At 64.7% G+C, this 23,037-nt stretch carries 29 protein-coding genes; 16 read left to right on the top strand and 13 right to left on the bottom strand.

Annotation, left to right across the window (positions count from 1 at the left end):
- Nucleotides 1-259 precede the first annotated feature (259 nt).
- From AC05QJ_RS27115 to AC05QJ_RS27095, 5 genes are all read right to left on the bottom strand, one after another.
- Complete coding sequence (locus AC05QJ_RS27115) at nt 260-502, bottom strand: hypothetical protein (RefSeq protein ID WP_476744299.1); 243 nt, start codon at nt 500-502, stop codon at nt 260-262.
- 470 nt (nt 503-972) lie between these two features.
- On the bottom strand, nt 973-1,314 hold the full coding sequence (locus AC05QJ_RS27110; RefSeq protein WP_476744298.1) for a HopJ type III effector protein: 342 nt from the start codon (nt 1,312-1,314) through the stop codon (nt 973-975).
- Nucleotides 1,307-1,603 (bottom strand): DUF1244 domain-containing protein, encoded by a 297-nt coding sequence (locus tag AC05QJ_RS27105; RefSeq protein ID WP_476744297.1) that lies wholly within the window; start codon nt 1,601-1,603, stop codon nt 1,307-1,309. Before AC05QJ_RS27105 ends, AC05QJ_RS27110 begins: the two co-directional genes overlap by 8 nt.
- A gap of 14 nt (nt 1,604-1,617) precedes the next feature.
- Nucleotides 1,618-2,310, bottom strand: coding sequence for a dihydromonapterin reductase (folM, locus tag AC05QJ_RS27100; RefSeq protein WP_476744296.1), 693 nt, complete (start codon nt 2,308-2,310; stop codon nt 1,618-1,620).
- 85 nt (nt 2,311-2,395) lie between these two features.
- On the bottom strand, nt 2,396-2,977 hold the full coding sequence (locus AC05QJ_RS27095; protein ID WP_476744295.1) for an antibiotic biosynthesis monooxygenase: 582 nt from the start codon (nt 2,975-2,977) through the stop codon (nt 2,396-2,398).
- 216 nt (nt 2,978-3,193) lie between these two features.
- Here AC05QJ_RS27095 and AC05QJ_RS27090 point away from each other — a divergent pair, with 216 nt between their 5' ends.
- Nucleotides 3,194-4,144, top strand: a complete 951-nt coding sequence (locus AC05QJ_RS27090) for a MerR family transcriptional regulator (protein ID WP_476748019.1) — start codon at nt 3,194-3,196, stop codon at nt 4,142-4,144.
- A gap of 6 nt (nt 4,145-4,150) precedes the next feature.
- Here the strand turns inward: AC05QJ_RS27090 and AC05QJ_RS27085 are convergent, their stop codons facing one another.
- Both AC05QJ_RS27085 and AC05QJ_RS27080 read right to left on the bottom strand, forming a co-directional pair.
- Entirely contained in the window at nt 4,151-4,759 is a 609-nt protein-coding gene (locus AC05QJ_RS27085; protein ID WP_476744294.1) for a hypothetical protein, read from the bottom strand.
- 58 nt (nt 4,760-4,817) lie between these two features.
- Nucleotides 4,818-5,279 carry a PAS domain-containing protein gene (locus AC05QJ_RS27080; protein ID WP_476744293.1) on the bottom strand — a complete coding sequence of 154 codons (462 nt, stop codon included), beginning with the start codon at nt 5,277-5,279 and terminating at the stop codon, nt 4,818-4,820.
- Nucleotides 5,280-5,403: 124 nt separating this feature from the next.
- Here AC05QJ_RS27080 and AC05QJ_RS27075 point away from each other — a divergent pair, with 124 nt between their 5' ends.
- On the top strand, nt 5,404-5,859 hold the full coding sequence (locus AC05QJ_RS27075; RefSeq protein WP_476744292.1) for a flavodoxin: 456 nt from the start codon (nt 5,404-5,406) through the stop codon (nt 5,857-5,859).
- Here the strand turns inward: AC05QJ_RS27075 and AC05QJ_RS27070 are convergent, their stop codons facing one another.
- Nucleotides 5,860-6,744 carry a LysR substrate-binding domain-containing protein gene (locus AC05QJ_RS27070; protein ID WP_476744291.1) on the bottom strand — a complete coding sequence of 295 codons (885 nt, stop codon included), beginning with the start codon at nt 6,742-6,744 and terminating at the stop codon, nt 5,860-5,862.
- A 97-nt stretch (nt 6,745-6,841) separates the two neighbouring features.
- On the opposite strand from AC05QJ_RS27070, the gene AC05QJ_RS27065 reads away from it, so the two are divergent.
- The 5 genes from AC05QJ_RS27065 (at nt 6,842) to AC05QJ_RS27045 (ending at nt 10,379) form a co-directional block, all read left to right on the top strand.
- On the top strand, nt 6,842-7,228 hold the full coding sequence (locus AC05QJ_RS27065; protein ID WP_476744290.1) for a CidA/LrgA family protein: 387 nt from the start codon (nt 6,842-6,844) through the stop codon (nt 7,226-7,228).
- Nucleotides 7,218-7,904, top strand: coding sequence for an LrgB family protein (locus tag AC05QJ_RS27060; protein WP_476744289.1), 687 nt, complete (start codon nt 7,218-7,220; stop codon nt 7,902-7,904). The genes AC05QJ_RS27065 and AC05QJ_RS27060 overlap by 11 nt, the downstream gene beginning before the upstream one ends.
- A 144-nt stretch (nt 7,905-8,048) precedes the next feature.
- Nucleotides 8,049-8,954 carry an alpha/beta fold hydrolase gene (locus AC05QJ_RS27055; RefSeq protein WP_476744288.1) on the top strand — a complete coding sequence of 302 codons (906 nt, stop codon included), beginning with the start codon at nt 8,049-8,051 and terminating at the stop codon, nt 8,952-8,954.
- Nucleotides 8,955-9,063: 109 nt separating this feature from the next.
- Nucleotides 9,064-9,978 carry an SDR family oxidoreductase gene (locus tag AC05QJ_RS27050; RefSeq protein WP_476744287.1) on the top strand — a complete coding sequence of 305 codons (915 nt, stop codon included), beginning with the start codon at nt 9,064-9,066 and terminating at the stop codon, nt 9,976-9,978.
- A gap of 62 nt (nt 9,979-10,040) precedes the next feature.
- A complete protein-coding gene (locus AC05QJ_RS27045) occupies nt 10,041-10,379 on the top strand; it encodes a hypothetical protein (protein WP_476744286.1) in 339 nt (112 codons plus the stop codon).
- Nucleotides 10,380-10,759: 380 nt separating this feature from the next.
- Here AC05QJ_RS27045 and AC05QJ_RS27040 read toward each other — a convergent pair whose 3' ends face one another.
- Nucleotides 10,760-11,542 carry an IclR family transcriptional regulator gene (locus tag AC05QJ_RS27040; protein WP_476744285.1) on the bottom strand — a complete coding sequence of 261 codons (783 nt, stop codon included), beginning with the start codon at nt 11,540-11,542 and terminating at the stop codon, nt 10,760-10,762.
- Nucleotides 11,543-11,765: 223 nt separating this feature from the next.
- Between AC05QJ_RS27040 and hmgA the strand changes: the two genes are divergently transcribed.
- From hmgA to maiA, 3 genes are read left to right on the top strand one after another with little or no spacing between them, the layout of a single operon-like run.
- Nucleotides 11,766-13,067 carry a homogentisate 1,2-dioxygenase gene (gene hmgA / locus AC05QJ_RS27035; protein WP_476744284.1) on the top strand — a complete coding sequence of 434 codons (1,302 nt, stop codon included), beginning with the start codon at nt 11,766-11,768 and terminating at the stop codon, nt 13,065-13,067.
- A 2-nt stretch (nt 13,068-13,069) separates the two neighbouring features.
- Nucleotides 13,070-14,362, top strand: coding sequence for a fumarylacetoacetase (gene fahA / locus AC05QJ_RS27030; protein ID WP_476744283.1), 1,293 nt, complete (start codon nt 13,070-13,072; stop codon nt 14,360-14,362).
- 14 nt (nt 14,363-14,376) lie between these two features.
- The gene (gene maiA / locus AC05QJ_RS27025; RefSeq protein WP_476744282.1) at nt 14,377-15,012 is read left to right on the top strand and encodes a maleylacetoacetate isomerase; all 636 of its coding nucleotides are present in this window, start codon (nt 14,377-14,379) and stop codon (nt 15,010-15,012) included.
- 112 nt (nt 15,013-15,124) lie between these two features.
- Here maiA and AC05QJ_RS27020 read toward each other — a convergent pair whose 3' ends face one another.
- Nucleotides 15,125-15,931, bottom strand: a complete 807-nt coding sequence (locus AC05QJ_RS27020; protein ID WP_476744281.1) for a SirB1 family protein — start codon at nt 15,929-15,931, stop codon at nt 15,125-15,127.
- A gap of 115 nt (nt 15,932-16,046) precedes the next feature.
- Between AC05QJ_RS27020 and AC05QJ_RS27015 the strand changes: the two genes are divergently transcribed.
- Nucleotides 16,047-17,069 carry a Leu/Phe/Val dehydrogenase gene (locus tag AC05QJ_RS27015; RefSeq protein ID WP_476744280.1) on the top strand — a complete coding sequence of 341 codons (1,023 nt, stop codon included), beginning with the start codon at nt 16,047-16,049 and terminating at the stop codon, nt 17,067-17,069.
- Between the two features lie 3 nt (nt 17,070-17,072).
- Here AC05QJ_RS27015 and AC05QJ_RS27010 read toward each other — a convergent pair whose 3' ends face one another.
- Complete coding sequence (locus tag AC05QJ_RS27010; protein WP_476744279.1) at nt 17,073-17,336, bottom strand: YebG family protein; 264 nt, start codon at nt 17,334-17,336, stop codon at nt 17,073-17,075.
- A 233-nt stretch (nt 17,337-17,569) separates the two neighbouring features.
- Between AC05QJ_RS27010 and AC05QJ_RS27005 the strand changes: the two genes are divergently transcribed.
- The 5 genes from AC05QJ_RS27005 to AC05QJ_RS26985 all read left to right on the top strand — a co-directional run bounded on the left by AC05QJ_RS27005 (nt 17,570) and on the right by AC05QJ_RS26985 (nt 21,470).
- Nucleotides 17,570-18,040: a phosphate-starvation-inducible protein PsiE gene (locus AC05QJ_RS27005; protein ID WP_476744278.1), complete on the top strand. Its 471-nt coding sequence runs from the start codon at nt 17,570-17,572 to the stop codon at nt 18,038-18,040.
- Between the two features lie 94 nt (nt 18,041-18,134).
- Nucleotides 18,135-19,076 carry a fatty acid desaturase gene (locus AC05QJ_RS27000; protein ID WP_476744277.1) on the top strand — a complete coding sequence of 314 codons (942 nt, stop codon included), beginning with the start codon at nt 18,135-18,137 and terminating at the stop codon, nt 19,074-19,076.
- Nucleotides 19,077-19,091: 15 nt separating this feature from the next.
- Entirely contained in the window at nt 19,092-19,895 is an 804-nt protein-coding gene (locus AC05QJ_RS26995; protein WP_476744276.1) for a phosphate/phosphite/phosphonate ABC transporter substrate-binding protein, read from the top strand.
- A gap of 116 nt (nt 19,896-20,011) precedes the next feature.
- Nucleotides 20,012-20,518: a sigma-70 family RNA polymerase sigma factor gene (locus tag AC05QJ_RS26990; protein ID WP_476744275.1), complete on the top strand. Its 507-nt coding sequence runs from the start codon at nt 20,012-20,014 to the stop codon at nt 20,516-20,518.
- A 1-nt stretch (nt 20,519) separates the two neighbouring features.
- Nucleotides 20,520-21,470, top strand: coding sequence for a DUF4880 domain-containing protein (locus AC05QJ_RS26985; RefSeq protein ID WP_476744274.1), 951 nt, complete (start codon nt 20,520-20,522; stop codon nt 21,468-21,470).
- Nucleotides 21,471-21,504: 34 nt separating this feature from the next.
- Here the strand turns inward: AC05QJ_RS26985 and AC05QJ_RS26980 are convergent, their stop codons facing one another.
- Nucleotides 21,505-22,728, bottom strand: coding sequence for a type II toxin-antitoxin system HipA family toxin (locus AC05QJ_RS26980; protein ID WP_476744273.1), 1,224 nt, complete (start codon nt 22,726-22,728; stop codon nt 21,505-21,507).
- Nucleotides 22,728-23,033, bottom strand: coding sequence for a helix-turn-helix domain-containing protein (locus AC05QJ_RS26975; RefSeq protein ID WP_476744272.1), 306 nt, complete (start codon nt 23,031-23,033; stop codon nt 22,728-22,730). The genes AC05QJ_RS26980 and AC05QJ_RS26975 overlap by 1 nt, the downstream gene beginning before the upstream one ends.
- Between the last annotated feature and the right edge of the window lie 4 nt (nt 23,034-23,037).

The following is a 23,037-nucleotide window of genomic DNA, read 5'->3' as shown; positions in this document are numbered from 1 at the left end:
CGGCAACGCCGGCTCCCACATTTGTTGCAACGTACCTATGTCTGTGAGGCCATGGTTGATCGCCTTGTTGGTACGACACGATACCGAGTCGAGCCAAACAGCTTCCCCGCAATGGATCGCCAAGCGCCAAAGGCGGGCAACTCAAATCCCACAGGCCATGGCGCGTTGCAACAAATGTGGGAGCCGGCGTTGCCGGCGATGCGCCGCGCGGGCGGCGCTCGATCTCAAGAGCGCTGGAAAACTACCGGCTGGCGCCTGTTTACACCGGTGTAGGCACCACTGAAGGCGCCAGGGCGACCTTCAGCATGGCGCGGCTGATCTGCAGGTTGATGAGCGTGTCGCTGAGCAAGGCCTTGTGCCTGGCCGTTGTCTGCTCGGGCAGGGCCTGGACAGTCTTGAGCGCAAGGTTGAGGTGTTCGGCAGCATTGCGGATCGCCTCGTCATGGGTGAGGCCGGCACGAACACTGAGGACAGGCGGTGGATCGGGGACGAGCTTTTTCATGGTGTAACTCCTATGAGAACTGGAGTCACCACCTGCGGCTGTCAAACCGAAGGGTGGCAACTGTGCGCGGGTTGACAGACCGGGTCATAGGAAAACCGGCGCGCCCGCGGGCGCCCACACGCACAGCTGCCATAGCAACCGGCGAACCATGACGCGGCCTGTCAAAGCCGATCGTTGATGTGCAACGACCGGCGAAGCCTAGGCAGCGATTGCCCATAGCGCAACGGTTGGTAAGGCGCAGAAGTATGCTTGGGAAATTGCCTACAAGAAAGCCGGAAATCGGTGAAGTTTCCGACCTATATGCAACATCTTGTAGCTCGACTCTCTCTCCGTAGGAGCGGCTTTAGCCGCGATCGGCGGCGTAGCCGTCGTAAACCCTGAATCCGCGATTTCTCTGGAGTACCGGGGATTCAGGCTTTATGGCCGCTGCGCGGCCAATCGCGGCTGAAGCCGCTCCCACCTGGACTTTCTCAAGCCTTGCGCTTGAGCGGCTCACCGTCGAACTTCACACCGGCCAGGCCATGGACCATCAACGCGCGGATATTGCCGTGGTCGCTGCCTTCAGGGGTCGCCAGCACCGAGCGGTAGTGCTCGCCGAACGCCAGCAGGGCTTCCTGGTCGCTCAGGCCTTCCAGCAGGGCCAGGCCGAGGGTCTTGCAGGAGCCTTCGTTCTGCCCGGCCGCACTGGCCACGCCGCCGTTGTCGAAGGCGGTCTGGGTGTAGTCGTAATGCGCTGCGACGAACGCCAGGGTGTCGGCGAAGGGGTGTTCGCCGCTGTTCAGGCTGGCGCGCAGGGTGTTCAGGTCAGTCATGGCTCTTTCCTTTGGCGAACGCCGCTTGCTGCTCGGCGCTGGCTTCTTTCTGGTATTGGCTTTTCCACTGGTCGTAAGGCATGCCGTAGACCACCTCGCGGGCGTCATCCAGACTGACGTCGATCTGGCGTTCGTCGGCAGCGGCCTTGTACCACTTGGACAGGCAGTTGCGGCAGAAGCCGGACAGGTTCATCAGGTCGATGTTCTGCACGTCGGTGCGGTTGCGCAGGTGCTCGACTAGGCGACGGAACGCCGCGGCTTCGAGTTCGAGTTGTTCTTGCGGGCTCATGGGCTTTCTCGTTGTCAGGCGATACGGTTCTTCAGGTGGCGGCCACCGTTGATGACCACGTTGCTGCCGGTGCTGTACTGGCTTTCGAGCAGGAACAGCACCGCGTCGATCAGCGGCTGGGCGCCGGGTTCGAATTCCAGCAGGGCTTTCTTCAGGGTTTGCTGGCGATAGTGCTCGTCGCCGCCTTCCTTGAGGATCAACAGCCCCGGCAGGATGGCGTTGACCCGCACGCTCGGCGCGTACTTCTCGGCGAACGACAGCACCATGTTCTGCAGCGCGGCCTTGGTCGCGGCATAGCCGATATGGCTCTTGCTGCCGCGGGACGAGGTTTCGTCGCAGATGTGGATGATGTCGGACTTGTCCAGCTTGAGCAGTTGCTCGCCCAGGGCCAGGTTCAGGTGGTACGGCGCCTCGACGTGCAGCTTGAACATGGTGTTGAGGTTGTCGAGGTCGTCATCGAGCCACAACGAGGCGTTGTGGATGATCGCCCGCAGGCCGTCGTATTCACTGCGCAGGTGCTCGATCAGGGCGTTGCGGTCCCGTTCGCTGCACAGGTCGGCCTGGAACTGGACGATGTTCGGATGCGCCGGGGTCGGATTCTTGCTGCGGCTGGCGCTGACGACCGTATGGCCGGCTTGTGCCAGTCGCGTGGCCAGCGCCAGCCCGACTCGCTGGCTGCCACCGGTAACTAGGATTGGGCTGTTCATAAGCGGGGACGATCAACTTTATTCAGGTTCGCAGGGTCGGGTGCCAGCATACCCGAACTCGCGAGCCTTGACCGCCCCCGGCCGGTCAGCGGCTTTCCAGCGATCCCGCCTCGGGCGCGGCGACGCGCGCGGGTTTTGCCGGGGCATTGAGCCAGCCGGCCAGGCAGCGGGTGGACAGCGGAATGAAGAAGTAGACCATCAGCGGCGTCAGCCCCAGAGTGCTGAGCAGAATGCGCGGCAGCAGGCTCAGTTCCGCCAGCCAGTGGCCGAACAGCAGGTTGAAGGCCAGCGACACCGGAAAGAACGCCAGCCAGATCGCGACGGCCTGTTTCCAGCGCGGCGGGCGCTGCGCGGCGTTGTTGCCGAACCAGCCTTCGATACCGCTGACGCGTTGTTCGGTAGGTTGCTGGAACAGGCCGTTGCCGCGGGCCAGCCAGGCGCTGCGCGAGGCCGAGAATTCCCAGGCGTGCAGGGTCTTTTCATCGGCGAAGCGGAAGATGATCTGGAATTCGTCGCCATCGGGTGGCGGTGCGAGCACCCCGGAACCAAGGTAACCGGGAAAGTCGGTGGCGAGCTGCTCGCCTTCGTGGAGCCAGGCGATCATGTCCTGGTAGTGGCCTTCGGCAACGCGCCGGGCGACCATCAATGTGACGGGATGGGTAGACATCGTGTATCTCCTGTCGGATGGCCGCCGCGGGTAGCCGCAACCATGGAAGGCAGCCCGGGGTGTTGGGCTGCTTCCGAAATCAAGCAAGGATTATTCCGAAATTTGCGTGACTCGTCAGTGCCGGCGTGACGAAACGCACAATGGGCCTTTGGCCGAGACCAGTTGCAACGGGTTAGAATGGCCGGCATTTACCCACAGCAGGCGGCACTGGCGGCGATGATCGATCCCACTCCGGCATTACACGGCGAAGGCGGGCTGGACCACGAACAGCTGTTTCCCATCCGTGAAGTCTCGCGTCTGACGGGCATCAACCCCGTCACGCTGCGGGCCTGGGAGCGCCGTTATGGGCTGATCCAGCCCACACGCACCGAAAGCGGGCATCGCCTGTATTCCCACGCTGACGTCGAAGAGGTCCGGCAGATTCTCGGCTGGATCGAACGCGGCGTGGCCGTGAGCAAGGTCGGCAAGATCCTCGCCCGCACCCGTGCTGCCGACGCCGAGCCTGCAGACGTGGCCGACCCGCCCGGCACCAGCGAGCACCAGACCTGGCGCAATCGCGTGCGCCAGGCGGCGCAGGCCTTCGACGAGGCGCAACTGGAGCGGGTCTACGGGCAGGTCTTCGCCAGTTATCCCCTGACCACGGTCTACCAGGACATCCTGATGCCGGTGTGGGAGGAACTGCGCATCGCCCAGGATAGTTTCGGCCGCAGCAGCGAGTGGCTGTTCCTCGATATGTTCCTGCGCGGGCGTGCCTGGCAGCGCCTGCTGCTGGCGCGGGAGCAGCAGGAGATCCGCGTGGTGGTGGCGGCACTGCCGGAGCAGGCGCGGGTGCTGGAGCTGCTGGTCTGTGCGCTGTTGCTCGGCAGCAGCGAGGTGCAGGTATCGGTCCTGGCGCCTGGCCAACCGCTGGAAGAACTCAGTCTGGTGTGCGAGCGCATGGCGCCGGATGCGCTGGTGTTGTTTTCCAATCACGCGCCGGGCGCCGACCTGCCCAAACGCCTGGCGCGGCTGGCGCTGGCCCTGGACTGCCCGCTGCTGTTCGCCGGCGACGCCTCGGAGCTGGCCCAGGACAGCCTGGTGGGCTCGCAGATTGTCTGTCTCGGTGGAGAAGGGCGCTTGATGCGCCGGCGTCTGCAGCAGTGCCTGGACGGGCACCTGGACAGTTGAGGCGGCTCAGCCCGAATGCAGCTCGGGGTGGGCGCGGCGGTGCTGCAGCAGGATGTACTGGCGCAGCCGTTCGATCTCCTCGGGCTGCTTCTGGCTCAGGCGATAGGCCGCCATGCCCTCGGCGGTGATGCGCTGCAGGGTGCCACGCAGGGCGATCGGTGCGATGCCGTCGGGGCTGAACCAGAGGTTGAAGGTTTTCGGCGCTTTCTTGCCTTGTGGCAGCTCCAGCAAGACGCCCTTGAAGGAAATCTCCCGCACTTTCAGGCCGCTGCTCAGGCCCAGTTCGTCTTCGAGCATTACCGGCGTGTCCAGGCTCAAGCGCCAGGGCCGTACGACCTCGCCTTCTTCATAGATGCTCGGTGCCCCCAGTTGCAGGTGCAGGGCATGGAATTCGTCCTCCACCAGTTGCAGCGGAAAACTCATCTGCTGGTTTTCGAGCTGCGCCTGCACGGTGACCAGCTCGTTGGCCACCAGTCGGGTGAGCAACGCCTGGACTTCGCTGCGGCCATTGAGGCGCAGGCTGGAGTTGGGGTCCACGCGGTTGAGCTGGGGCGAGCGGTGAACGCTCTGGATAAAGTCCAGCTCAGCCTGGGTCAGAAGGGCATCGGCTTGCATGATGGATTAATGCTGCGATTTTCCGGGGTGATGAATGGACAACGAAGAAGTGCCTTTGTTAAGACCGCTGGTCGTTTTCCAGGCAACGGATGCGTTCCCGGGCTTCTGCCAGTTGCTGTTCCAGCTCAGCCACGCGCCGCTCGGCATCTACCTGGCGGCTGACGTCCTTCTGGATACCGATGAAATACGTCAGTTGGTCGGCCTCGTTGAACACCGGGGTGATCGACAGCTCGTTCCAGAACGCGCTGCCATCCTTGCGGTAGTTGCGCAGCACTTCGCGGCAGGGCTGACGGCTTTCCAGTGCCTTGCGGATCAGTGCGCGGGCCGCCTGGTCGCGGTCCTCGCCCTGAAGGAAACGGCAGTCGCGATAGAGGATGTCGTTGGCGTCGTAGCCGGTGAGCCGCTCGAACGCGGGGTTCACGTAGATCAGGATGGTGTCGTCGTCGCCTTCCTGTTCGGCGACCACGATGCCGTCACTGGAGGCGTCGATCATGCGTTGCAGCAACGTAGCGTTGATCATGGCAAGTCTGGTGTGGGGCAATGGCGATGGGCCATTCTAGTGCATCGATGGCGGAGGGATAAGGGCCATTCGCCAGCTCGCGGTGGTAATATCCTACGCTTTTGCTCAGCCACGGAATCTGCCAATGAAAGTCGTCATCCTGTCCGGTTCGGTCTACGGCACCGCCGAAGAAGTCGCCCGTCATGCCCAGTCGCTGCTCAAGGCCGAGGGTTTCGAGGCGTTTCACGCTGCCCGCGCCACCCTTGCCGATATCCTGGCCTTCGAGCCCGAGGCCTTCCTGGCCGTGACCTCCACCACCGGCATGGGTGAGCTGCCCGACAGCCTGATGCCGCTGTTCAGCGAGATCCGCGACAGCCTGCCGGGCGCGTGGCGCGGCAAACCCGGCGCGGTGCTGGCGCTGGGTGATTCCAGCTACGGCGATACCTTCTGCGGCGGCGGCGAGCAACTGCGTGAACTGTTTGCCGAACTGGGCGTCGAGGAGGTCCAGCCGATGCTGCGCCTGGACGCCAGCGAAACCGTGACCCCGGAAACCGACGCCGAGCCGTGGCTGGCCGAGTTCGCCGCCAGGCTGCGCGGCTGATCAGCCCGGCGGGTTTTCCCGCAACAGTTGCAGCCAGGCCCGCGCCGCCGCCGACAGGTAGGCGCCGCGGCGCCAGATGAAGGCGATGTCCCAGCGCAGCGCCTGCGGTTCGCTCAGGCTCAGCCGCACCACGCCGGGCCGCTCCAGCGCCCGCGCCACCACCCGCGGCAGCAGCACCACACCCTGGCCTGCGGCCACCAGGGCGGCGAGAAAGTCCGCCTGGCCGCTGCGCCCGCCTTCCTTCGGCGTGAAGCCCAGTGCCTGGCAGGCGCTGAGCAGCCGGTCATTCAAGACGAAGCTGCGTTGATAGAGCAGAAACGGCGTGTCTGCCAATTCCCCCAGGTGCACGCTGGCGTTTCCGGCCAGCGGATGGTCCAGCGGCAGCAGCGCGTCCAGTGGCTCGTTGCAGAAGGGCTGATGGTCGAAGGCTTCGTCCTGCGGCGTCAGGCTGCCGCCCAGCTCCAGTTCGCCGCTCAAGACCGATTGCTCGATGGAGCGGCTGCCGCCTTCGAGCAGGTGCACGGTGATGTTCGGATAGCGTCGCCGGTATTCGGCGAACAGGCCGGCGAACAGCGCGTCGCTGCCCAGTAGCGGCAGGCCCAGGCGCAGTTCGCCGCGGGCCAGTTGGCTGAGGTCGTCCAGTTCGTTCTGCAGGGCCTGGCCCATGTGCAGGATGGCTTCGCCGCGTTCCAGCACGACCTTGCCGGCGGCGGTCAGGTGCAGGCGCGAAGCGTGGCGTTCCAGCAGGATCACGCCCAGGTCCTGCTCCAGTTGCGCGACCTGTTTGCTCACCGCTGACTGGCTGATGTGCAGCACCTGTGCAGCCGGGGTGAAACCGCCGCGGCGCACCACTTCGACGAAGCTGCGCAGTTGTTTGAAGTCCATGGCATGAATTCCGGATTGGAATGCAGGCCAGTCTAACAATTCGCTTTTTGCATGTGTGACCGGAATTTTACAATGGGTTCCCCTGAGGACCCCTTCCATGAACTTCGTGAACCTGAAATACCTTGCGCGCCTGCTTGCCGAGCTGGGCGTGCTGCTGGCGCTGTTCCTGCTCGGCGGGCAACTGGCGGCCTGGCTCGGCTGGCCGATCCCCGGCGGGGTGATGGGGCTGGCGCTGCTGTTGTTGCTGTTCGCCTTTGGCTGGCTCAAGCCGACGGCATTGCAACGGGGCGCGGGCGTGCTGATGGCAGAGATGCTGCTGTTCTTCATTCCGGCGCTGATGAGCCTGCTGGACTACGGCGCGCTGCTGCGCAATGACGGCTGGCGCATCTTGCTGGTGATTGCCGTCAGCACGCTGCTGGTGATGGTGGTCACCGCCTTTACCGTGGAATGGGTATGCCGCCGGAGCCTGCGCCATGAGTCTTGAACCCATGCCGATGTTCTGGCTCGCCCTGACGCTGCTGGCGTACCTGGGCAGCCGCTGGCTGTACCGGCGCACCGGGCGCTACCTTCTGTCACCGTTGATTCTGGTGCCGGTGGTGTTGCTGGCCATCGCCGTACCGCTGCACACCGCCTACGCCGAGTACGCCCGCGATACCCACTGGCTGATGGCGGTACTCGGCCCGGTGACCGTGGCCTTCGCCGTGCCGATCTGGCAGCAGCGCCGCCTGCTGGCCCGTCACTGGCAGGCGCTGGGGCTGGGCATGCTGATGGGCAGCGCGGCCTCGATCGCCAGTTCGTGGGCGCTGGCACGGCTGCTGGCGCTGGACAGCTCGGTCAGCCTGTCGCTGTTGCCACGCTCTATCACCACACCGTTCGCCATGCCGCTGGCCCAGGAGCTGGGTGGCGTACCGGAGCTGACCGCCGTGTTCGTGATGTTCACCGGCGTGCTCGGCGCGGCCTTTGGCGGGGTGCTGCTGCGCTGGCTGCCGCTGCGCACGCCGCTGGCCCGTGGCGCGCTGTTCGGCGTCGGTGCTCATGGTGCGGGCGTCAGCCGGGCCCATGAAGTGGGCGGCGAGGAAGGCTCCGTGGCAGGGCTGGTGATGGTGCTCACGGGGCTGCTCAATCTGTTCGCCGCGCCCCTTCTGTCGGCTTTGCTTTAAAAGCCAGGGGGCTGACTCGCACGGTCATCAAGCTGGCTGCCAAGGCGACTTTCGCATTGCCCCGGCGTGACTATGCTGACCAACAGAGCACACACAATGTGCCGATGCCCCGACACTTAAGACAAACCATCCGAGATCCCGCTAATGCCACTGGCAGAGATACCTCTGTGCGTCTGGCGTACACGGAGCCTGGGTTTCACGTTCCGCGGCCAGAGCATTCGCTACTGGACAGCAGGGCAGGGAGAGCCACTGCTACTCATTCACGGATTCCCCACCGCCAGTTGGGACTGGCATTACCTCTGGCAGCCGCTGGCCCAGCGTTTTCGTCTGATCGCCTGCGACATGCTCGGCTTCGGCGATTCCGCCAAGCCGCCAGCACACCGCTACAGCCTGCTGGAGCAGGCTGACTTGCAGCAGGCGTTGCTGGAACACCTGAACGTGCATGAGCCGGTGCACCTCATGGCCCACGATTACGGCGCAAGCGTCGCCCAGGAACTGCTGGCCCGGCATCACGAACACCGCATCGAGATCGCCAGTTGTGCGTTCCTCAATGCCGGCCTCTTTCCGGAGTGCCACCGGCCCTTGCTGGTGCAGCGGCTGTTGCTCAGCCATCTGGGCTGGCTGGTGTCGCGGATTTTCGACCGGGACAACCTGGTCAACCACGTCAGCCAGATCTACGGGCCGCGCACCCAGCCCAGTGAAAGCGCGCTGGACGACTGCTGGAGCCTGATCACCTCCAACCGCGGCAACCGCATCCTGCACCGGCTGTCGAGCTACATCCCGGAGCGCCTGGCCTATCGGGAACGCTGGGTCGGTGCGCTGCAACAGGCGCGCATGCCGATGCGCTTCATCAACGGCGCGGCGGACCCGGTGTCCGGTGCGCACATGGTCCAGCGCTACCGCGAAATGGTGCCGCTGCCCGACACCGTGGCACTGCCCGGCATCGGCCACTACCCGCACACCGAAGCACCGGCACAGGTGCTGAGCCATTACCTGGACTTCCGCCACCAGCCACTGAACTGGGCACCCCAGAAAGTCGCCTGGTCCTGACCTCGCCTTCGCTTATTGCCTGCCATTCAGCGCCCTCCCGGTTGATTGTTCCGGGGCGGGCGCTGGCCGACACTCGTCTTCCCGTCCCTTGTTCTGCTGGAGTTGAGCCATGACCGATTCGGTACGCCTGGAAGATAAAGTAGTGATCGTCACCGGCGCCGGTGGCGGCCTCGGCCGGGCCCATGCCCTGCTGTTCGCCCGTCACGGCGCCAGGGTGCTGGTCAACGACCTGGGCGGCTCGACCCACGGCGAAGGCGCCAACGCCTCGGCGGCCGATCGGGTGGTGGCGCAGATCCGTGAGGCCGGCGGCATTGCCGAGGCCAACCATGACTCGGTCACCGATGGCCAGCGTATCGTCGAACAGGCCATGGACAGGTTCGGCCGCGTCGACGTGGTGGTGAACAACGCCGGCATCCTGCGCGACAAGACCTTCCACAAGATGGAAGACGCCGACTGGGACCTGGTCTACAAGGTCCACGTCGAAGGTGCCTTCAAGATCACCCGCGCCGCCTGGCCGCACATGCGCGAACAGAACTGGGGGCGGGTGATCTTTACCTCGTCCACCTCGGGCATCTACGGCAATTTCGGCCAGGCCAACTACGGCATGGCCAAGCTTGGCCTCTACGGCCTGACCCGCACCCTGGCCTTGGAAGGACGCAAGCATGGCGTGCTGGTCAACGCCATCGCACCCACCGGTGGCACGCGCATGACCGAAGGGCTGATCCCGCCGCAGGTGTTCGAGCAGCTCAAGCCCGAGCTGATCAGCCCGCTGGTGGTGTACCTGGGCAGCGACCAGTGCCAGGACAGCGGCAACCTCTACGAAGTGGGCGGCGGCTGGATCGGCCAGGTGCGCTGGGAGCGTAGCCTGGGCGCCGGTTTCGATCCGCAGCAGGGCTTCAGCGTCGAAGACGTGGCGGCCAACTGGGGGCGTATCGGCGACTTCGAAGGGGCGGTGCATCCCAAGGACAGTCTCGAAGCGTTGCAGCAGATGATGGCCAACCTGCAGAAGTTCGCCGCTCGCTGAGACGGTCGGTTTCCTGTCGTGATCTATGCTGGGAGGCCGTGATCGCGACAGGAGTGCGAAGGATGTATGAATCGAAAACCGAGGCCGTCATCTCGGCCGAACAATTCCGCAGCCGTTTGCTGCTGCATGCGCTGGGCGCCGGCGCGTTGCTGATGGCCTCTATCGTCATCGGGGTGGCCGGGCATCTGTATTTCGAGGACGGCGTGAAGTGGTACGACGCCGCGTTCAACGCCACCTTGCTGCTGGGCGGCATGGGCCCGGTAGACCTGCCGGAGACACCGGGCGGCAAGTTGTTCTTTGCCGTCTACGGCCTGTACGTGGGGCTGGTGTTCGTCGCCAGTATCGGCTTGATCCTGGCGCCGGTGGCGCACCGGCTGTTGCACCGCTTCCACTGCGATTGAGGCAGCTACAAGTTGCAAGCTACAAGCGGCAAGAGGAGAACGCGGCGCGCCTTGCTCTATCTTGCAGCTTGTAGCTTGAAACTTGCCGCTGCTTCCAAAAAAAAGGCCGCTGCAAAGGCAGCGGCCAAGTAAGACGCAGATCAAGGAGCTTCAAAATCAACGTCGGTGAATCTGAAGGGTGACACTTCGGAGCAACAATCGAGGAGCACTCTAGGGGGAGAGCATTAACCGACCGTTAAGGGGGCCGAAGCGTCAACTTCGCGCCTTGGCGAACACCGGATCGCCAAGACAGGAACAAGGATAGTCAGACGTTACCCACGGAAAAATAGTGCTTTCTGACATTCACTGTTGCATCTCTCGCAACAGTGCACCAAAGCGGGTCACTGCGCCCCTTCAAAGCCCATCCGCCAACTGATCGCCTTGGCAGCCGCCAGCAATTGCCGTGCGGCGGGGCCTTCTTCGTCGGCATGGAAAATCGAGGTCGGGCCCACCACCGTGATCACCGCCGCAATCTTGCCCACGGCATTGAACACCGGTGCCGACAGCGCATCGACCCCCGGCATCAACAGGCCGTGCACATGGTGCAGGCCGCGCTCGCGAATGCGGGCGAAGAGGGCGTCGTATTCCGCAGCGGCATGGCCGCTTTGCGCCAGTTCCTGGTCGCGCAGCTCGACGGTTTCCCGTTCCGGCAGATAGGCGCCGAACACCAGGCCGGTGGACGAACTGAGCAACGGCAGTACCGAACCAATCTGGGTCACCACCGTCACTGCGCGCACCGCCGGCTCGATATTCACCACCGTCGCGCCCTGGTTGCCCCACACGGCGATGAAACAGCTTTCGTTCAGTTCGTCGCGCAGCTGCGACAGCGGCATGGCCGCGACTTTCAGCACATCCATGCCGTTCAGCGCCGCCAGGCCGACCCGCAGTGCCTCGCGGCCCAGGCCGTAGTGGTTGGTGGCCGGGTCCTGCTCGGCGAAGCCGCTGGCGATCAGTGCCTGGAGATAGCGGTGCACCTTGCTTGCCGGCATCTGCACGTGCTCGGCCAGGCGCGACAGCGAGGTGGCCGGCGACAGCTGCGCCAGGGCCTTGAGGATATCGGTGCCGACCTCCGCCGAGCGGACCTTCTGTTTGCCGTTGTCGGCGGGGGGCGTGGCTTTGGTCATGGCGGTGGTCACTGTGCAGGGTGGAAAGGTGGACCGCAGGCAACCGATCGCTGGCAAGCCAGCTCCCACAGGCCCGGTGGGAACTGGCTTGCCAGCGATCGCTCACGACGCGGCGCCGAAGGGCGGTCGCCTTTATAACTTGACGCCTTCGGTCAATCAAATTACGTTAAGCGTAATCGAATTACGTATAACAATAACTGGCCGGACACGGCCCGGAGGCTCGATGACCCGCGATTCCACTTCCGCCCTCGCTTACCAGAGCGGTTTCGGCAACGAATTCGCCAGCGAGGCACTGCCCGGCGCCCTGCCGGTCGGCCAGAACTCCCCGCAGAAAGCGCCTTATGGCCTGTACGCCGAGCTGCTGTCGGGCACCGCCTTCACCATGTCCCGTCACGAACAGCGCCGTACCTGGCTTTACCGCATCCGCCCCTCGGCCTTGCACCCGGCGTTCGAGCGTCTGGAGCGGCAACTGGCTGGTGGCCCGCTGGGGGCGGTCACGCCTAACCGCCTGCGCTGGAGTCCGCTGGAGATGCCGGCCGAACCCACCGATTTCATCGACGGCTGGGTCACCATGGCCGCCAACTCGGCGAGTGAGAAGCCGGCCGGCATCACGGTTCATTGCTATCGCGCCAACCGGTCCATGGAGCGGGTGTTCTTCAACGCCGACGGCGAGCTGCTGCTGGTGCCGCAACTGGGCGGCCTGCGCCTGGTGACCGAGCTGGGCCGGCTGGACGTGCAGCCACTGGAAATCGCCGTGGTACCACGGGGCATGAAATTCCGCGTCGAATTGCTCGACAGCGAGGCCCGCGGCTACATCGCCGAGAACCACGGCGCGCCACTGCGCATCCCGGATCTGGGGCCCATCGGCAGCAACGGCCTGGCCAACCCCCGCGACTTCCTCGCCCCGGTGGCGCACTACGAAGAGCACGACGGCCCGGTGCAACTGGTACAGAAATTCCTCGGCGAGCTGTGGGGCTGCGAGTTGCAGCACTCGCCACTGGACGTGGTCGCCTGGCACGGCAACAACGTGCCGTACAAATACGACCTGCGTCGCTTCAACACCATCGGTACGGTCAGCTTCGACCACCCCGATCCGTCGATCTTCACCGTACTCACCTCGCCGACCAGCGTGCCGGGTATGGCCAATATCGACTTCGTGATCTTCCCGCCGCGCTGGATGGTGGCCGAGAAGACCTTCCGTCCGCCGTGGTTCCACCGCAACCTGATGAACGAGTTCATGGGCCTGATCCAGGGCGAGTACGACGCCAAGGCCGAAGGCTTCCTGCCCGGCGGCGCCTCGCTGCACAGTTGCATGAGCGCCCACGGCCCGGATGCCGAGACCTGCGCCAAGGCCATTGCCGCCGACCTTGCGCCGAACAAGATCGACAACACCATGGCGTTCATGTTCGAGACCGGCCAGGTGTTGCGTCCGACCCGCCATGCGCTGGACTGCCCGCAGTTGCAGAACGACTACGATAGTTGCTGGGCCACGCTGCCGAGCACCTTCACCCCGAACCGGAGATAAGCATGAATCAGACCGCCATTGCCCGCAGTTGGGTCGAGCACGCCAACGGGCATAGCGACTTCCCGCTGCAGAACCTGCCGCTGGGGATCTTCAGCCGCGCCGGCGGCGAGCGCCGCAGCGGCGTTGCCATCGGCGATGCCATTCTCGATCTGGACGCGGTGCTGGCGGCCGGGCTGTTCGACGGCGAAGCCCGCTCGGCGGTGGAAGCCACCCGTGGCGGTGCGCTGAACGCCTTCTTCGCCCTCGGCCGCGGTGCCCGCGTTGCCCTGCGCCAGCGCCTGCTGGAACTGCTGGGCGAAGACAGCCCGCACCAGGCGGCGCTGCAAGCGGCGCTGTACCCGGCCAGCGAATGCGAGCTGCACCTGCCGGCCAGGATCGGCGACTACACCGACTTCTACGTCGGCATCGAACACGCCAAGAATGTCGGCAAGCTGTTCCGACCCGACAATCCGCTGCTGCCCAACTACAAGTACGTGCCGATCGGCTACCACGGCCGCGCTTCGACCATCCGTCCATCGGGCACCGAGGTGCGTCGCCCGCAGGGCCAGACCCTGCCGGCCGGGCAGACCGAACCGACATTCGGCCCGTGCGCACGGCTGGATTACGAGCTGGAAATCGGCATCTGGATCGGCCAGGGCAACGAGCTGGGCCAGGCCATCCCGATTGGTGATGCTGCCGAGCACATCGCCGGTTTCTGCCTGCTCAACGACTGGTCGGCGCGGGACATCCAGGCCTGGGAATACCAGCCTCTGGGCCCGTTCCTGTCCAAGAGCTTCATCTCCACCGTCTCCCCGTGGGTGGTTACTGCCGAGGCGCTGGAGCCGTTCCGCACCGCCCAGCCGGCGCGCCCGCAAGGCGATCCGCAGCCGCTGTCGTACCTGCTGGACAAGCGTGACCAGGCCACAGGCGCGTTCGACATCGAACTGGAAGTGCTGCTGCTCACCGAGGGCATGCGCGAGCAGAACCTGCCGGCGCACCGCCTGACCCTGAGCAACACCCTGAGCATGTACTGGACCGTGGCGCAGATGGTCGCGCACCACAGCGTCAACGGCTGCCAGTTGCAGCCGGGCGACCTGTTCGGTTCCGGCACCCTGTCCGGGGCCAATCCGGGCCAGTTCGGCAGCCTGCTGGAGATCACCGAGGGCGGCAAGCACCCGGTGGAGTTGCCGAGCGGCGAGGTGCGCAAGTTCCTCGAAGACGGTGACGAAATCATCCTGCGTGCCCGTGCCAGCCGCGATGGCGTAGCCAGCATCGGCTTCGGCGAGTGCCGTGGCAAAGTCGTGGCGGCTCACTAAAGGGGGCAGGGGGCATGGAACTCTTCACCTATTACCGTTCCACCTCGTCGTACCGGGTGCGAATCGCGCTGGCACTCAAGCAACTGGACTTCCAGTCGCTGCCGGTGAACCTGCTCAAGGGCGAACAGCGCGAGGCGCATTATCTCGAGCTCAACCCGCAGGGTCGGGTGCCGGCGCTCAAGGCCGATTCCGGTGAGCTGCTGGTGCAGTCGCCGGCGATCATCGAGTACCTGGAAGAGGTGTATCCGCAACCGGCGCTGCTGCCCCACGACCCGGTGCAACGCGCCCGGGCCCGGGGTGTGGCGGCGTTGATCGGCTGCGATATCCATCCGTTGCACAATGTCAGCGTACTGAACCAGCTGCGGGCGTTGGGGCAGGACGATGCGGGCGTGAACCAGTGGATTGGTCACTGGATCAGCCAAGGGCTGGCGGCGGTGGAACAGTTGATCGGCGACAGCGGCTTCTGTTTCGGCGACGAGCCGGGGCTGGCGGATGTGTACCTGATTCCACAGGTGTATGCGGCCAGGCGTTTCAACATCGACCTGGGTGGTTATCCGCGGATTCTGCGGGTGGAGGCGTTGGCCGAGGAGCATCCGGCGTTCGTGCTGGCGCATCCTTCGCGGCAGCCGGATACACCGGCGGCGGGGTGACTCCGAGGTCCTCATCGCCGGCAACGCCGGCTCCCACAATGCCAGCGCCATGCACCCGTTCATGGTCTGACCCAAAACCCTGTGGGAGCCGGCGTTGCCGGCGATGAGGACCTTAATGCACCGACCTTTTCCCCGAAGGCAACTGCCCCAGCCGCTCGGTCAGCCGCAAGCGCTGGATCGGGTCATCGGTCAGCAACAGCGCATGCTCCAGGTCGAAGCGCTCGGCCTGCGGGCAATCCAGATGCTGGTACAAGGTCGCCCGCGCCAGATAATCACTGGCCAGTGGCGCCCCCAGTTCCATCACCCGCTCGGCATCGCGCAACGCCGCCAGGTCGTTGTCATGGGTGGAATGCAACTGCCGCAGGTTGCGCGACAGACGCTGGATCATCTGTCGCGGGCTTGCCGTTTGCAGATGCTCGGCGCTCAATGGCACCTGCGGCCCGAACTGCCGGCCCAGCAGTTCCCGGCAATCCGCCGGATACAGGCGCCGCCCACCACAGGGATCGAGCAGGTGATCCGCCCCCGGCACCCGCACCAGGAAATGCCCCGGAAAATTCACCCCTTCCAGCGGAATCGACAGCCTGCGCGCCAGTTCCAGGGCCAGCAGCGCCAGGGTCAGCGGCTGGCCACGGCGACGCAGCAGCACCTGGTCGAGCAGGGCGGCCTGGGGTTTGACGGGGTGGTATTCGTCTTCCTGAAAACCCAGTGCGCAGAGCTTGCGCAACAGCGGCTGGGCCAGTTCATGCAGAGGCAGCATCGGCAGGCTGTTGCTCACTTCGTGCTGCAAGACCTGCACCGCCGTCATCACCTGGGCCGGGTCGACCTGCGGATCATGCTCCACGGCAATCCACAAGGCAGCCTCGAACAGCGCCGGGGGATCGCGCTCCAGACAGTTCAGGCAGGCTTGGCGTGGGGTCATGGCGGTCTCCGCTGAGAGCTTCTGTTTTAGCCCTCGCATGACGTTTCGTCCAGTGCTCCGGCGGCCCGGAAAGCGCCACCTATACTTGTTTCAGCACGTTACCGAGGGCCTGCCGATGTTCGCTCTCATGCAAAGCACTCGCACGCAGTCGTTGCACCTGTGTATCGACCCGGCTACCGGCCTCAAGGCGGTGATCGCCATTCACAACGAGGCGTTGGGCCCGGCGCTGGGCGGCTGCCGCTACCTGGCCTATCCGGACGACGACAGCGCCATGACCGACGCCATCCGTCTGGCCCAGGGCATGACCTACAAGGCCGCCCTGGCCGGTTTGCGGCTGGGCGGTGGCAAGGCGGTGATCATCCGCAATCCCCATGTGGAAAACCGTGCGGCGCTGTTCGAGGCATTCGGGCGTTTCGTCGAGTCGCTGGAAGGTCGCTACATCACCGCCATCGACAGCGGCACCTCGACCCTGGACATGGACTGCATTGCCCAGAGCACCCGCCACGTCACCAGCACCACCCGAGCCGGCGACCCGTCGCCGCACTCGGCCATGGGCGTGTTCGCCGGCATTCGTGCCACGTCCATGGCCCGCCTTGGCAGCGACAACCTGGAAGGCTTGCGGGTGGCGGTGCAGGGGCTGGGCAATGTCGGCTACGCGCTGGCCGAGCAACTGCATGCGGCGGGGGCGGAATTGCTGGTGAGCGACCATGACCCCGGCCGGGTACAACTGGCGATGGAGCAGTTCGGCGCCCATCCGGTCGCTGCCGAGGCACTGGTAGGCACGCCCTGCGACATCTTCGCGCCCTGTGGCGTGGGGCCGGTGCTGACCGGGCAGAGCGTGATGCAGTTGCGTTGCGCGGCGGTGGCAGGCTCGGCCAACAACCAGCTGACCACCCTGCAGGTGGCCGACCAACTGGAAAGCCGCGGCATTCTCTACGCACCGGACTACATCATCAATTCCGGCGGGCTGATCTACGTCGCCCTGACTCACCAGGGTCTCGACTCGGTCGCCATCACCGCGCACCTGTCGCGGATCCCCACCCGGCTGACCGAAGTCTTCGCCCATGCCCAGGCGGAAAAACGCTCGCCGGCACGGGTCGCCGAGCAACTGGCCGAGCGCCTGGTGTACGGCGCCTGAGGCTTACTCCGCCGGCGTGTCGCCCAGCAGCTCGGACAGGGCGTCCGGCTGGCTCTTGAACGCCTTGGCGAACACATCGCGGTTCTTCGCCATGTAGATCCCGGCTTCTTCCAGTTGCTGCTCGGTCAGCGACGGTACGGCTTTCTTCAGCACCTCCGAGAGCATCTCGGCCAGCTCCAGCATCTTGTCGTGACGATCTGCTTCGGCTTTATCCATGAACAAACGCTCCAAGTCGCGGCTGCTGCGGTACACCACTTCGACGGCCATTCATCACCTCACGCCTTTTTCGAAAATTGAAGGAATACGAATACTGTTGATTTATACAGTATTCATCCGGCATTGGATAGTGGCCTTTTTATAGCCCAGATTTCGAAAGCGCGTGCCTTGCGGCAATCCGTCGCCTTCTCAAGCACGGCCCTTGGCCTTTTTACTGCATGCAGGCAAAGCGTCATGTGCCTGCCGCATGCTTTTTTCCAAGCCGTATCGGGGAATCCTTCATCGTGAACATCAAATGGGCTGACAAACTGCGCAAGGGCCTGCACGGCACTGCCGATTCGCTGGGCAATCTGTGCGTGGAGGGCTTCCATTACCTGGCCCTGTTCGGCATTGGCGGCATCACCGCCTGGGCCGCGGTGGTGACTTTCCTCGACATGCTCGGCAAGGGCGGCGTGAGCGTCGACGACATCCTGCTGCTGTTCATCTACCTCGAACTGGGGGCGATGGTGGGGATCTATTTCAAGACCAACCACATGCCGATCCGCTTCCTGCTCTACGTGGCCATCACCGCGCTGACCCGCCTGCTGATCGGCGACGTCTCGCACCACAAGGCACCGGACGTCGGCCTGCTGTACCTGTGCGGCGGCATCCTGCTGCTGTCGTTCTCGATCCTGGTGGTGCGCTATGCCTCGTCGCGCTATCCGTCGAGCCGGGTGATCGATGCCAATGGCAAGGACATCGAGGACGGGCGCTGAGCGATTTGCGAAGCGCTTATAACCAAACGATCTGCAAGATTTTTCCGCCTCGTCCCACAAGCGGAGGTCAGCCCATGTTCCAGGACCTCCGCCCATGCCCCATTACCTCGACGACGCCCAGCGCGATGACGTGCTGCGCCTGCAAGCCAGCTTTCTCGGGCGCAGCGAGTGGCCGACCTGGCTGCTGCTGATCGGGGTCTATGGCGGCTGGTTCGCGCTGCTGCTGGGCAGCCCGGTGATCGGCGCGTGGCCCGCCACACTGTTGATGGTGCCGCTGCTGGTGCTCTGGCTGTCGCTGCAGCATGAACTGCTTCACGGCCACCCCACCCGCCTGCCGTGGCTGAACAAGCTGCTCGGCTACGCGCCGTTCGCGGTCTGGTATCCGTACACCCTGTACCGCGACAGCCACCTGCGGCATCACCGCGATCAAGACCTCACCCTGCCGGGCCTCGATCCGGAAAGCCGTTATCTGAGCCGCCATCATTGGCAGCGTGCACCCCGCCTGGCGCGGGCCTTGCGCTGGCTGGACAAGACCGTGCCCGGACGCCTGCTCGGTGGCGCGCCACAGGCGCTGTTCGGCCTGGCCCGGGAAGAACTGGGCCGGCTCGCCAGAGGCGACCGACAAGCCTGGCTGATGTGGACGACTCATGGCGCCGTCACCTTGCTGATGTTCGCCTTCATCGCCCGATACAGCGCGCTGTCGGTGACGCAGTACGTGTTCTTCGCCAGCGTGCCGGCGCTGTCTGTGGCGATGCTGCGCTCGTTCTACGAGCACCGCCCCGCCGAGCGGCCGGAACAGCGCACCGTGCTCAACGAGGCCGGCTGGCCCTGGACCTGGCTGTTCCTGCACCTGAACCTGCACTTGGTCCATCACGATCTGCCTGGCTTGCCGTGGTATTTCCTGCCACGGGTCTATCGCCAGCGCCGCGAACAGTGGCTGGCCCGCAGCGGCGGCTTCCTGGTGCAGGGCTACGGCGAATTGCTGCGCCGCCATGCCTTGCGCCCGGTCGACAGCCCCGAACATCCCCACGTCTGAGCCGGAGTGCCGTTCATGTCCCAGGGTTTTGCCGAGTTGTTGATGTACGTGGCGCCGCCGCGCGTGCGCGAGGCCAGCGAGTTGTGGCTGCGCTACACCCTGGCGTTGCTGGGTGACCGGCGGCTGGAGGCGGGCGGGCTGGATCTGCCGGGCCTGTGGCTGTCGCCGCGTTTGCTGTTCACCCAGACCTGCGGCTACCCGCTGATGACCCTGCTGCGCGGCAAGGTGCGGCTGATTGGCCGGCCCGTCTACGAATTGCCCCACAGCCGCGACGGCAATCATTGCAGCCTGCTGGTGGTGCGCGAGGATGATCCACGCCACGCGCTGAGCGGTTTTTTCGACAGCCACGGTCTGGTCAACAACGCCGATTCCAATTCCGGCATGAACCTGCTGCGTCATGCTCTTGCGCCGCTGCAGCGCGGTGGCCGGTTCTTTTCCGCCATCCGCTTCACCGGTGGCCACCGTGACAGCCTGCTGGCGCTGCGCGAAGGCCGGGGCGACCTGGCGGCGATCGACAGCGTGACCTGGGATTACCTCGCCCGCGACCACAGTGAAGAAGTGGCCGGCCTGCGCATTCTGGACCGCAGCGCGCCGGGGCCGAGCCTGCCGTTCATTGGCCCCGCGTCTCTCGACGAGGCCGGTGCCCGGCGTATCCGCGACGCCCTCAACCAGGCGCTGCGGGAACTGCCCGAGGTCGCGGCCACCCTGGCCATCCGCGAATTGCTACCTGCCACCGAAGCGGATTACCAGGTGTTGCTGGACTACCGCGACGAAGCGGCTCGCCTGGGGCTACCCGAGATTCACCCCGGCACCGGTTAATTCCCGCTTCGAATATAAGAATGCTTTTTAAATATTTTTAAAGAATAAGACCTCCCACTAGCATGGCGTCACCGGACCACCGGACATCTCAAGCAATCCTCCTTCTGGAGCCATTCATGTCCGGTATCGAAAACTCCCACAGCGAGTACGTGGGTGGCCTGTTCCGCAGTCATTACCAGTGGCTGTGCCTGCGTCTGCGCCGGCGTCTGGGCGACAGCGGCGCCGAGGACATCGCCGCCGACACCTTTGTGCAACTGCTCAGCGCCCCGGTGGCCGAACCGATCCGCCAGCCGCGGGCGCTGCTCACCACCATTGCCCAGCGCCTGATGTACCAGCTCTGGCGCCGCCGCGACCTGGAGCGCGCCTACCTTGAAGCGCTGCACCTCGACGACGAGGCCCAGGCACCGTCGCCGGAAGACCTGGCACAGATGATCGAGGCGCTGCAGATCATCGACGGCCTGCTCGACGGGCTGCCGGCCAAGGTCAAGGCGACTTTCCTGCTGTCCCAGGTCAACGGCCTGACCTACCCGGAGATCGCCGCGCAACTGGGCATCTCGCAACGCTCGGTGAGCGACTACATGACCAAGGCCATCCACCGTTGCCTCAAGGCCAGCCTGGAGTGATATGAGCGCAGAACAGGACCACCTGATCGAACAGGCCACCCGCTGGATCGTGTTGCTGCGCTCGGGCCACGCCAGCGAGGCGGAGCGCCAGGCATTCCACGCCTGGCGTGCCCGCGACCCGCGCCATGACGACCTCTGCCAGCGTCTGGAGCGCACCCTCGGGGTGTTCCAGGTGCCGCTGGCCCAAGGCATCGACGGCAACGTATTGCAGCGCACGCTCAACGCGCCGTCGAGCCGGCGCAAGCTGTTGCAGCGGGCGCTGGTCGGGGCCGGACTGATGGTGGGCGGCGGGCTGGTGTTCACCTCGGGCCTGTCGTCGCTGGAAGGGTTGAGCGCGGACCTGTCCACCGGCATTGGCCAGCGCCAGACCGTGCGGCTGGACGACGGCAGCGAACTGGTGCTCAACGCCCAGAGCGCCACCGACGTGCGTTTCGACGAACAGCGCCGCTTGCTGCGCTGGCGCGGCGGGGAAGGGTTGTTGCGGGTGGTCAGCGATCGTCGGCCGTTCATCGTGCAGACCGAGGCCGGCGACCTGTTCACCCCGGCGGCTCGGGTGCTGTTGCGCGAGCGCGGCGGGCAGTGTCGGGTTGGCGCGCTGGACGCGCCGTTGCAGGTCGTCACCCGTGGCGGCGACCGCCTGCAACTCCAGGCCGGGCAGGAAGTCAGCTTCGACCGCTTCCGCTTCGGCGTGGTCCAGGCCGTGCGCAGCGGCGACAGCGCCTGGGTCAACGGCCTGCTGGAAGTGCGCGACAGCCCGCTGAGCGAAGTGATCGAGGCGCTGCGGCCCTATCGTCACGGTGTCCTGCGCCTGGACCCGGCGGTGGCTGGGTTGCGGGTCAGCGGGCTGTTCCGGCTGGACCAGAGCGATGTGGTGCTGGAAGCACTGAGCCGGACCTTGCCGATCCGGGTGGGGCGGCGCAGTGAGTATTGGGTGACGGTTGGGCCGGTGTGAATGCGGGCGGGGTTGCTGACGATCAGGGCTCGAATCACTTTTCCAGCTTGTCGGCACCCATTGCCGCGATCGCCAGATTCAGCTCTGCCTCTTGCAGATGCTCCTGATAGTGTCGTTTCAGATCGTCGGCCCAGCCTGTGATTTCGTCTATCACTGCTGATCCCTCTGCCTCTGTGAAACCGAAGTGTTCAATCTGGCTCAACAGGTTACGCCGTGACAGCTCATGTCCATATCGACCTATGCCCATCGCCAGCCTGGCAGGAGCCTGCCCCTCAGTTGTCGGCACCACATCGTAGAGCGGAGAAAGGTGCCAGCCACCTCTCTGGAACACTATTGCTGTGTTCTTTGGGTGATCGTCGTCATTGCCCACCAGTATGTTGAAGCAGATGCGCTTGAACAGTTCCTGGCGGTCCGTTTCGGGCACATTACGCCTTGCCATCTCGTCTACCAGATAGCCGTAATGCCACTCCCGACCCCAAGCAGATGGAGTGTTCCAGTCACTGTCCAGCAGTGTCAGCCCGCTGAGCATGGGAAGACGAATGGACCGCCCGTCCGCAGCCATCTCGCGGTCGAAGCGCTCCACCAGAAGCGTGTTGACGCGACCGCGGTGCATTCGTACACCAGCAGTGTTCAGTCCTTTGCTGGCAGCGAATGACATGCAGGCGTATTCAAGCGCAGGGATGTCGTAGAGATCATGGCGGTCTCTTGGTTTCGCCAGAATCAGTTGGCCCTGATCAATGAGCGTGCATTTGGGGCGCGCACCGCCAAGCGATGAACGCTGTTGCAAGGTCGCTTTGGTGGCTTTGTCCGCACCGGGTGGAAACCCTCCCTGGATGCCATCGGCGAACTGTATGAAGTCGTCCAGTTGAGTGAGATTTCCCAGTCCTGCCTGTCCGACACCTGCCGGAGGAGTCCGTCCTGTCCCCATCATGAGGCTGCCGGTTCGATCGTGGTTTGGAGACTTGAGCAGAAAACCCACTGCGTCGAGCTCACTACCGTGCTCCCGAGTGGCCAGCCGTTCACCCCATCCATCTGGAGCCGCGTCCCTGATAAAACCGGGAACTCCACGATTCTTGGTGATGTTGCCGTAGGGCTGGGGGCGCAGTGGGAAACGTACCGGGTCTGGAACCCAGCCGCCGGCTTTGACCCAGGAGGGGCTGTAGACGAACTCGCCGATCCCGCCGCTGACCTCGAGGCGGCCCAGCGTCTCGACTTCCTCCGATCCCGGAAGCTGCATGTAGACATACACGGCAGCCATCAAAAGTCCTCCTCGGACACTTTCCTGAGGCGCACGCGGTGTTCCGTGGCTCGCGGAGCAACAGTGGGAACGCCGGGGTTCTGGAAAGCATCGTCCAGCAGCCCCAGATGCCACAGCGCAGTCATGTAGCTGCGGATTTCGACACTTGGCGTTCCAGACTCGATCTTGCCCAGCGTCGTAGTGGAAAGACCGGTCTGGGCAGCCAGGTCCTTCTGGCGAATTTTCTGTTCCAGGCGCCTGGTTTTGACCAGCAGCCCTATTTTTTCGAGCCTGTCGGCGCAGGCGAGGGGAAAAATGCTTGTCATAAGA

It is taken from the genome of Pseudomonas sp. TUM25319, assembly GCF_056388475.1.
The sequence above is the reverse complement of the archived record's forward strand: the minus strand, read 5'-3'. Positions and strand labels throughout refer to the sequence as shown.

Bases quoted from the DNA above. Each gene is read 5' to 3' on its own strand.
- AC05QJ_RS27115 (WP_476744299.1), bottom strand. From the start codon at position 502: ATGAAAAAGCTCGTCCCCGATCCACCGCCTGTCCTCAGTGTTCGTGCC.
- AC05QJ_RS27110 (WP_476744298.1), bottom strand. From the start codon at position 1,314: ATGACTGACCTGAACACCCTGCGCGCCAGCCTGAACAGCGGCGAACAC.
- AC05QJ_RS27105 (WP_476744297.1), bottom strand. From the start codon at position 1,603: ATGAGCCCGCAAGAACAACTCGAACTCGAAGCCGCGGCGTTCCGTCGC.
- folM (WP_476744296.1), bottom strand. From the start codon at position 2,310: ATGAACAGCCCAATCCTAGTTACCGGTGGCAGCCAGCGAGTCGGGCTG.
- AC05QJ_RS27095 (WP_476744295.1), bottom strand. From the start codon at position 2,977: ATGTCTACCCATCCCGTCACATTGATGGTCGCCCGGCGCGTTGCCGAA.
- AC05QJ_RS27090 (WP_476748019.1), top strand. From the start codon at position 3,194: ATGATCGATCCCACTCCGGCATTACACGGCGAAGGCGGGCTGGACCAC.
- AC05QJ_RS27085 (WP_476744294.1), bottom strand. From the start codon at position 4,759: ATGCAAGCCGATGCCCTTCTGACCCAGGCTGAGCTGGACTTTATCCAG.
- AC05QJ_RS27080 (WP_476744293.1), bottom strand. From the start codon at position 5,279: ATGATCAACGCTACGTTGCTGCAACGCATGATCGACGCCTCCAGTGAC.
- AC05QJ_RS27075 (WP_476744292.1), top strand. From the start codon at position 5,404: ATGAAAGTCGTCATCCTGTCCGGTTCGGTCTACGGCACCGCCGAAGAA.
- AC05QJ_RS27070 (WP_476744291.1), bottom strand. From the start codon at position 6,744: ATGGACTTCAAACAACTGCGCAGCTTCGTCGAAGTGGTGCGCCGCGGC.
- AC05QJ_RS27065 (WP_476744290.1), top strand. From the start codon at position 6,842: ATGAACTTCGTGAACCTGAAATACCTTGCGCGCCTGCTTGCCGAGCTG.
- AC05QJ_RS27060 (WP_476744289.1), top strand. From the start codon at position 7,218: ATGAGTCTTGAACCCATGCCGATGTTCTGGCTCGCCCTGACGCTGCTG.
- AC05QJ_RS27055 (WP_476744288.1), top strand. From the start codon at position 8,049: ATGCCACTGGCAGAGATACCTCTGTGCGTCTGGCGTACACGGAGCCTG.
- AC05QJ_RS27050 (WP_476744287.1), top strand. From the start codon at position 9,064: ATGACCGATTCGGTACGCCTGGAAGATAAAGTAGTGATCGTCACCGGC.
- AC05QJ_RS27045 (WP_476744286.1), top strand. From the start codon at position 10,041: ATGTATGAATCGAAAACCGAGGCCGTCATCTCGGCCGAACAATTCCGC.
- AC05QJ_RS27040 (WP_476744285.1), bottom strand. From the start codon at position 11,542: ATGACCAAAGCCACGCCCCCCGCCGACAACGGCAAACAGAAGGTCCGC.
- hmgA (WP_476744284.1), top strand. From the start codon at position 11,766: ATGACCCGCGATTCCACTTCCGCCCTCGCTTACCAGAGCGGTTTCGGC.
- fahA (WP_476744283.1), top strand. From the start codon at position 13,070: ATGAATCAGACCGCCATTGCCCGCAGTTGGGTCGAGCACGCCAACGGG.
- maiA (WP_476744282.1), top strand. From the start codon at position 14,377: ATGGAACTCTTCACCTATTACCGTTCCACCTCGTCGTACCGGGTGCGA.
- AC05QJ_RS27020 (WP_476744281.1), bottom strand. From the start codon at position 15,931: ATGACCCCACGCCAAGCCTGCCTGAACTGTCTGGAGCGCGATCCCCCG.
- AC05QJ_RS27015 (WP_476744280.1), top strand. From the start codon at position 16,047: ATGTTCGCTCTCATGCAAAGCACTCGCACGCAGTCGTTGCACCTGTGT.
- AC05QJ_RS27010 (WP_476744279.1), bottom strand. From the start codon at position 17,336: ATGGCCGTCGAAGTGGTGTACCGCAGCAGCCGCGACTTGGAGCGTTTG.
- AC05QJ_RS27000 (WP_476744277.1), top strand. From the start codon at position 18,135: ATGCCCCATTACCTCGACGACGCCCAGCGCGATGACGTGCTGCGCCTG.
- AC05QJ_RS26995 (WP_476744276.1), top strand. From the start codon at position 19,092: ATGTCCCAGGGTTTTGCCGAGTTGTTGATGTACGTGGCGCCGCCGCGC.
- AC05QJ_RS26990 (WP_476744275.1), top strand. From the start codon at position 20,012: ATGTCCGGTATCGAAAACTCCCACAGCGAGTACGTGGGTGGCCTGTTC.
- AC05QJ_RS26985 (WP_476744274.1), top strand. From the start codon at position 20,520: ATGAGCGCAGAACAGGACCACCTGATCGAACAGGCCACCCGCTGGATC.
- AC05QJ_RS26980 (WP_476744273.1), bottom strand. From the start codon at position 22,728: ATGGCTGCCGTGTATGTCTACATGCAGCTTCCGGGATCGGAGGAAGTC.
- AC05QJ_RS26975 (WP_476744272.1), bottom strand. From the start codon at position 23,033: ATGACAAGCATTTTTCCCCTCGCCTGCGCCGACAGGCTCGAAAAAATA.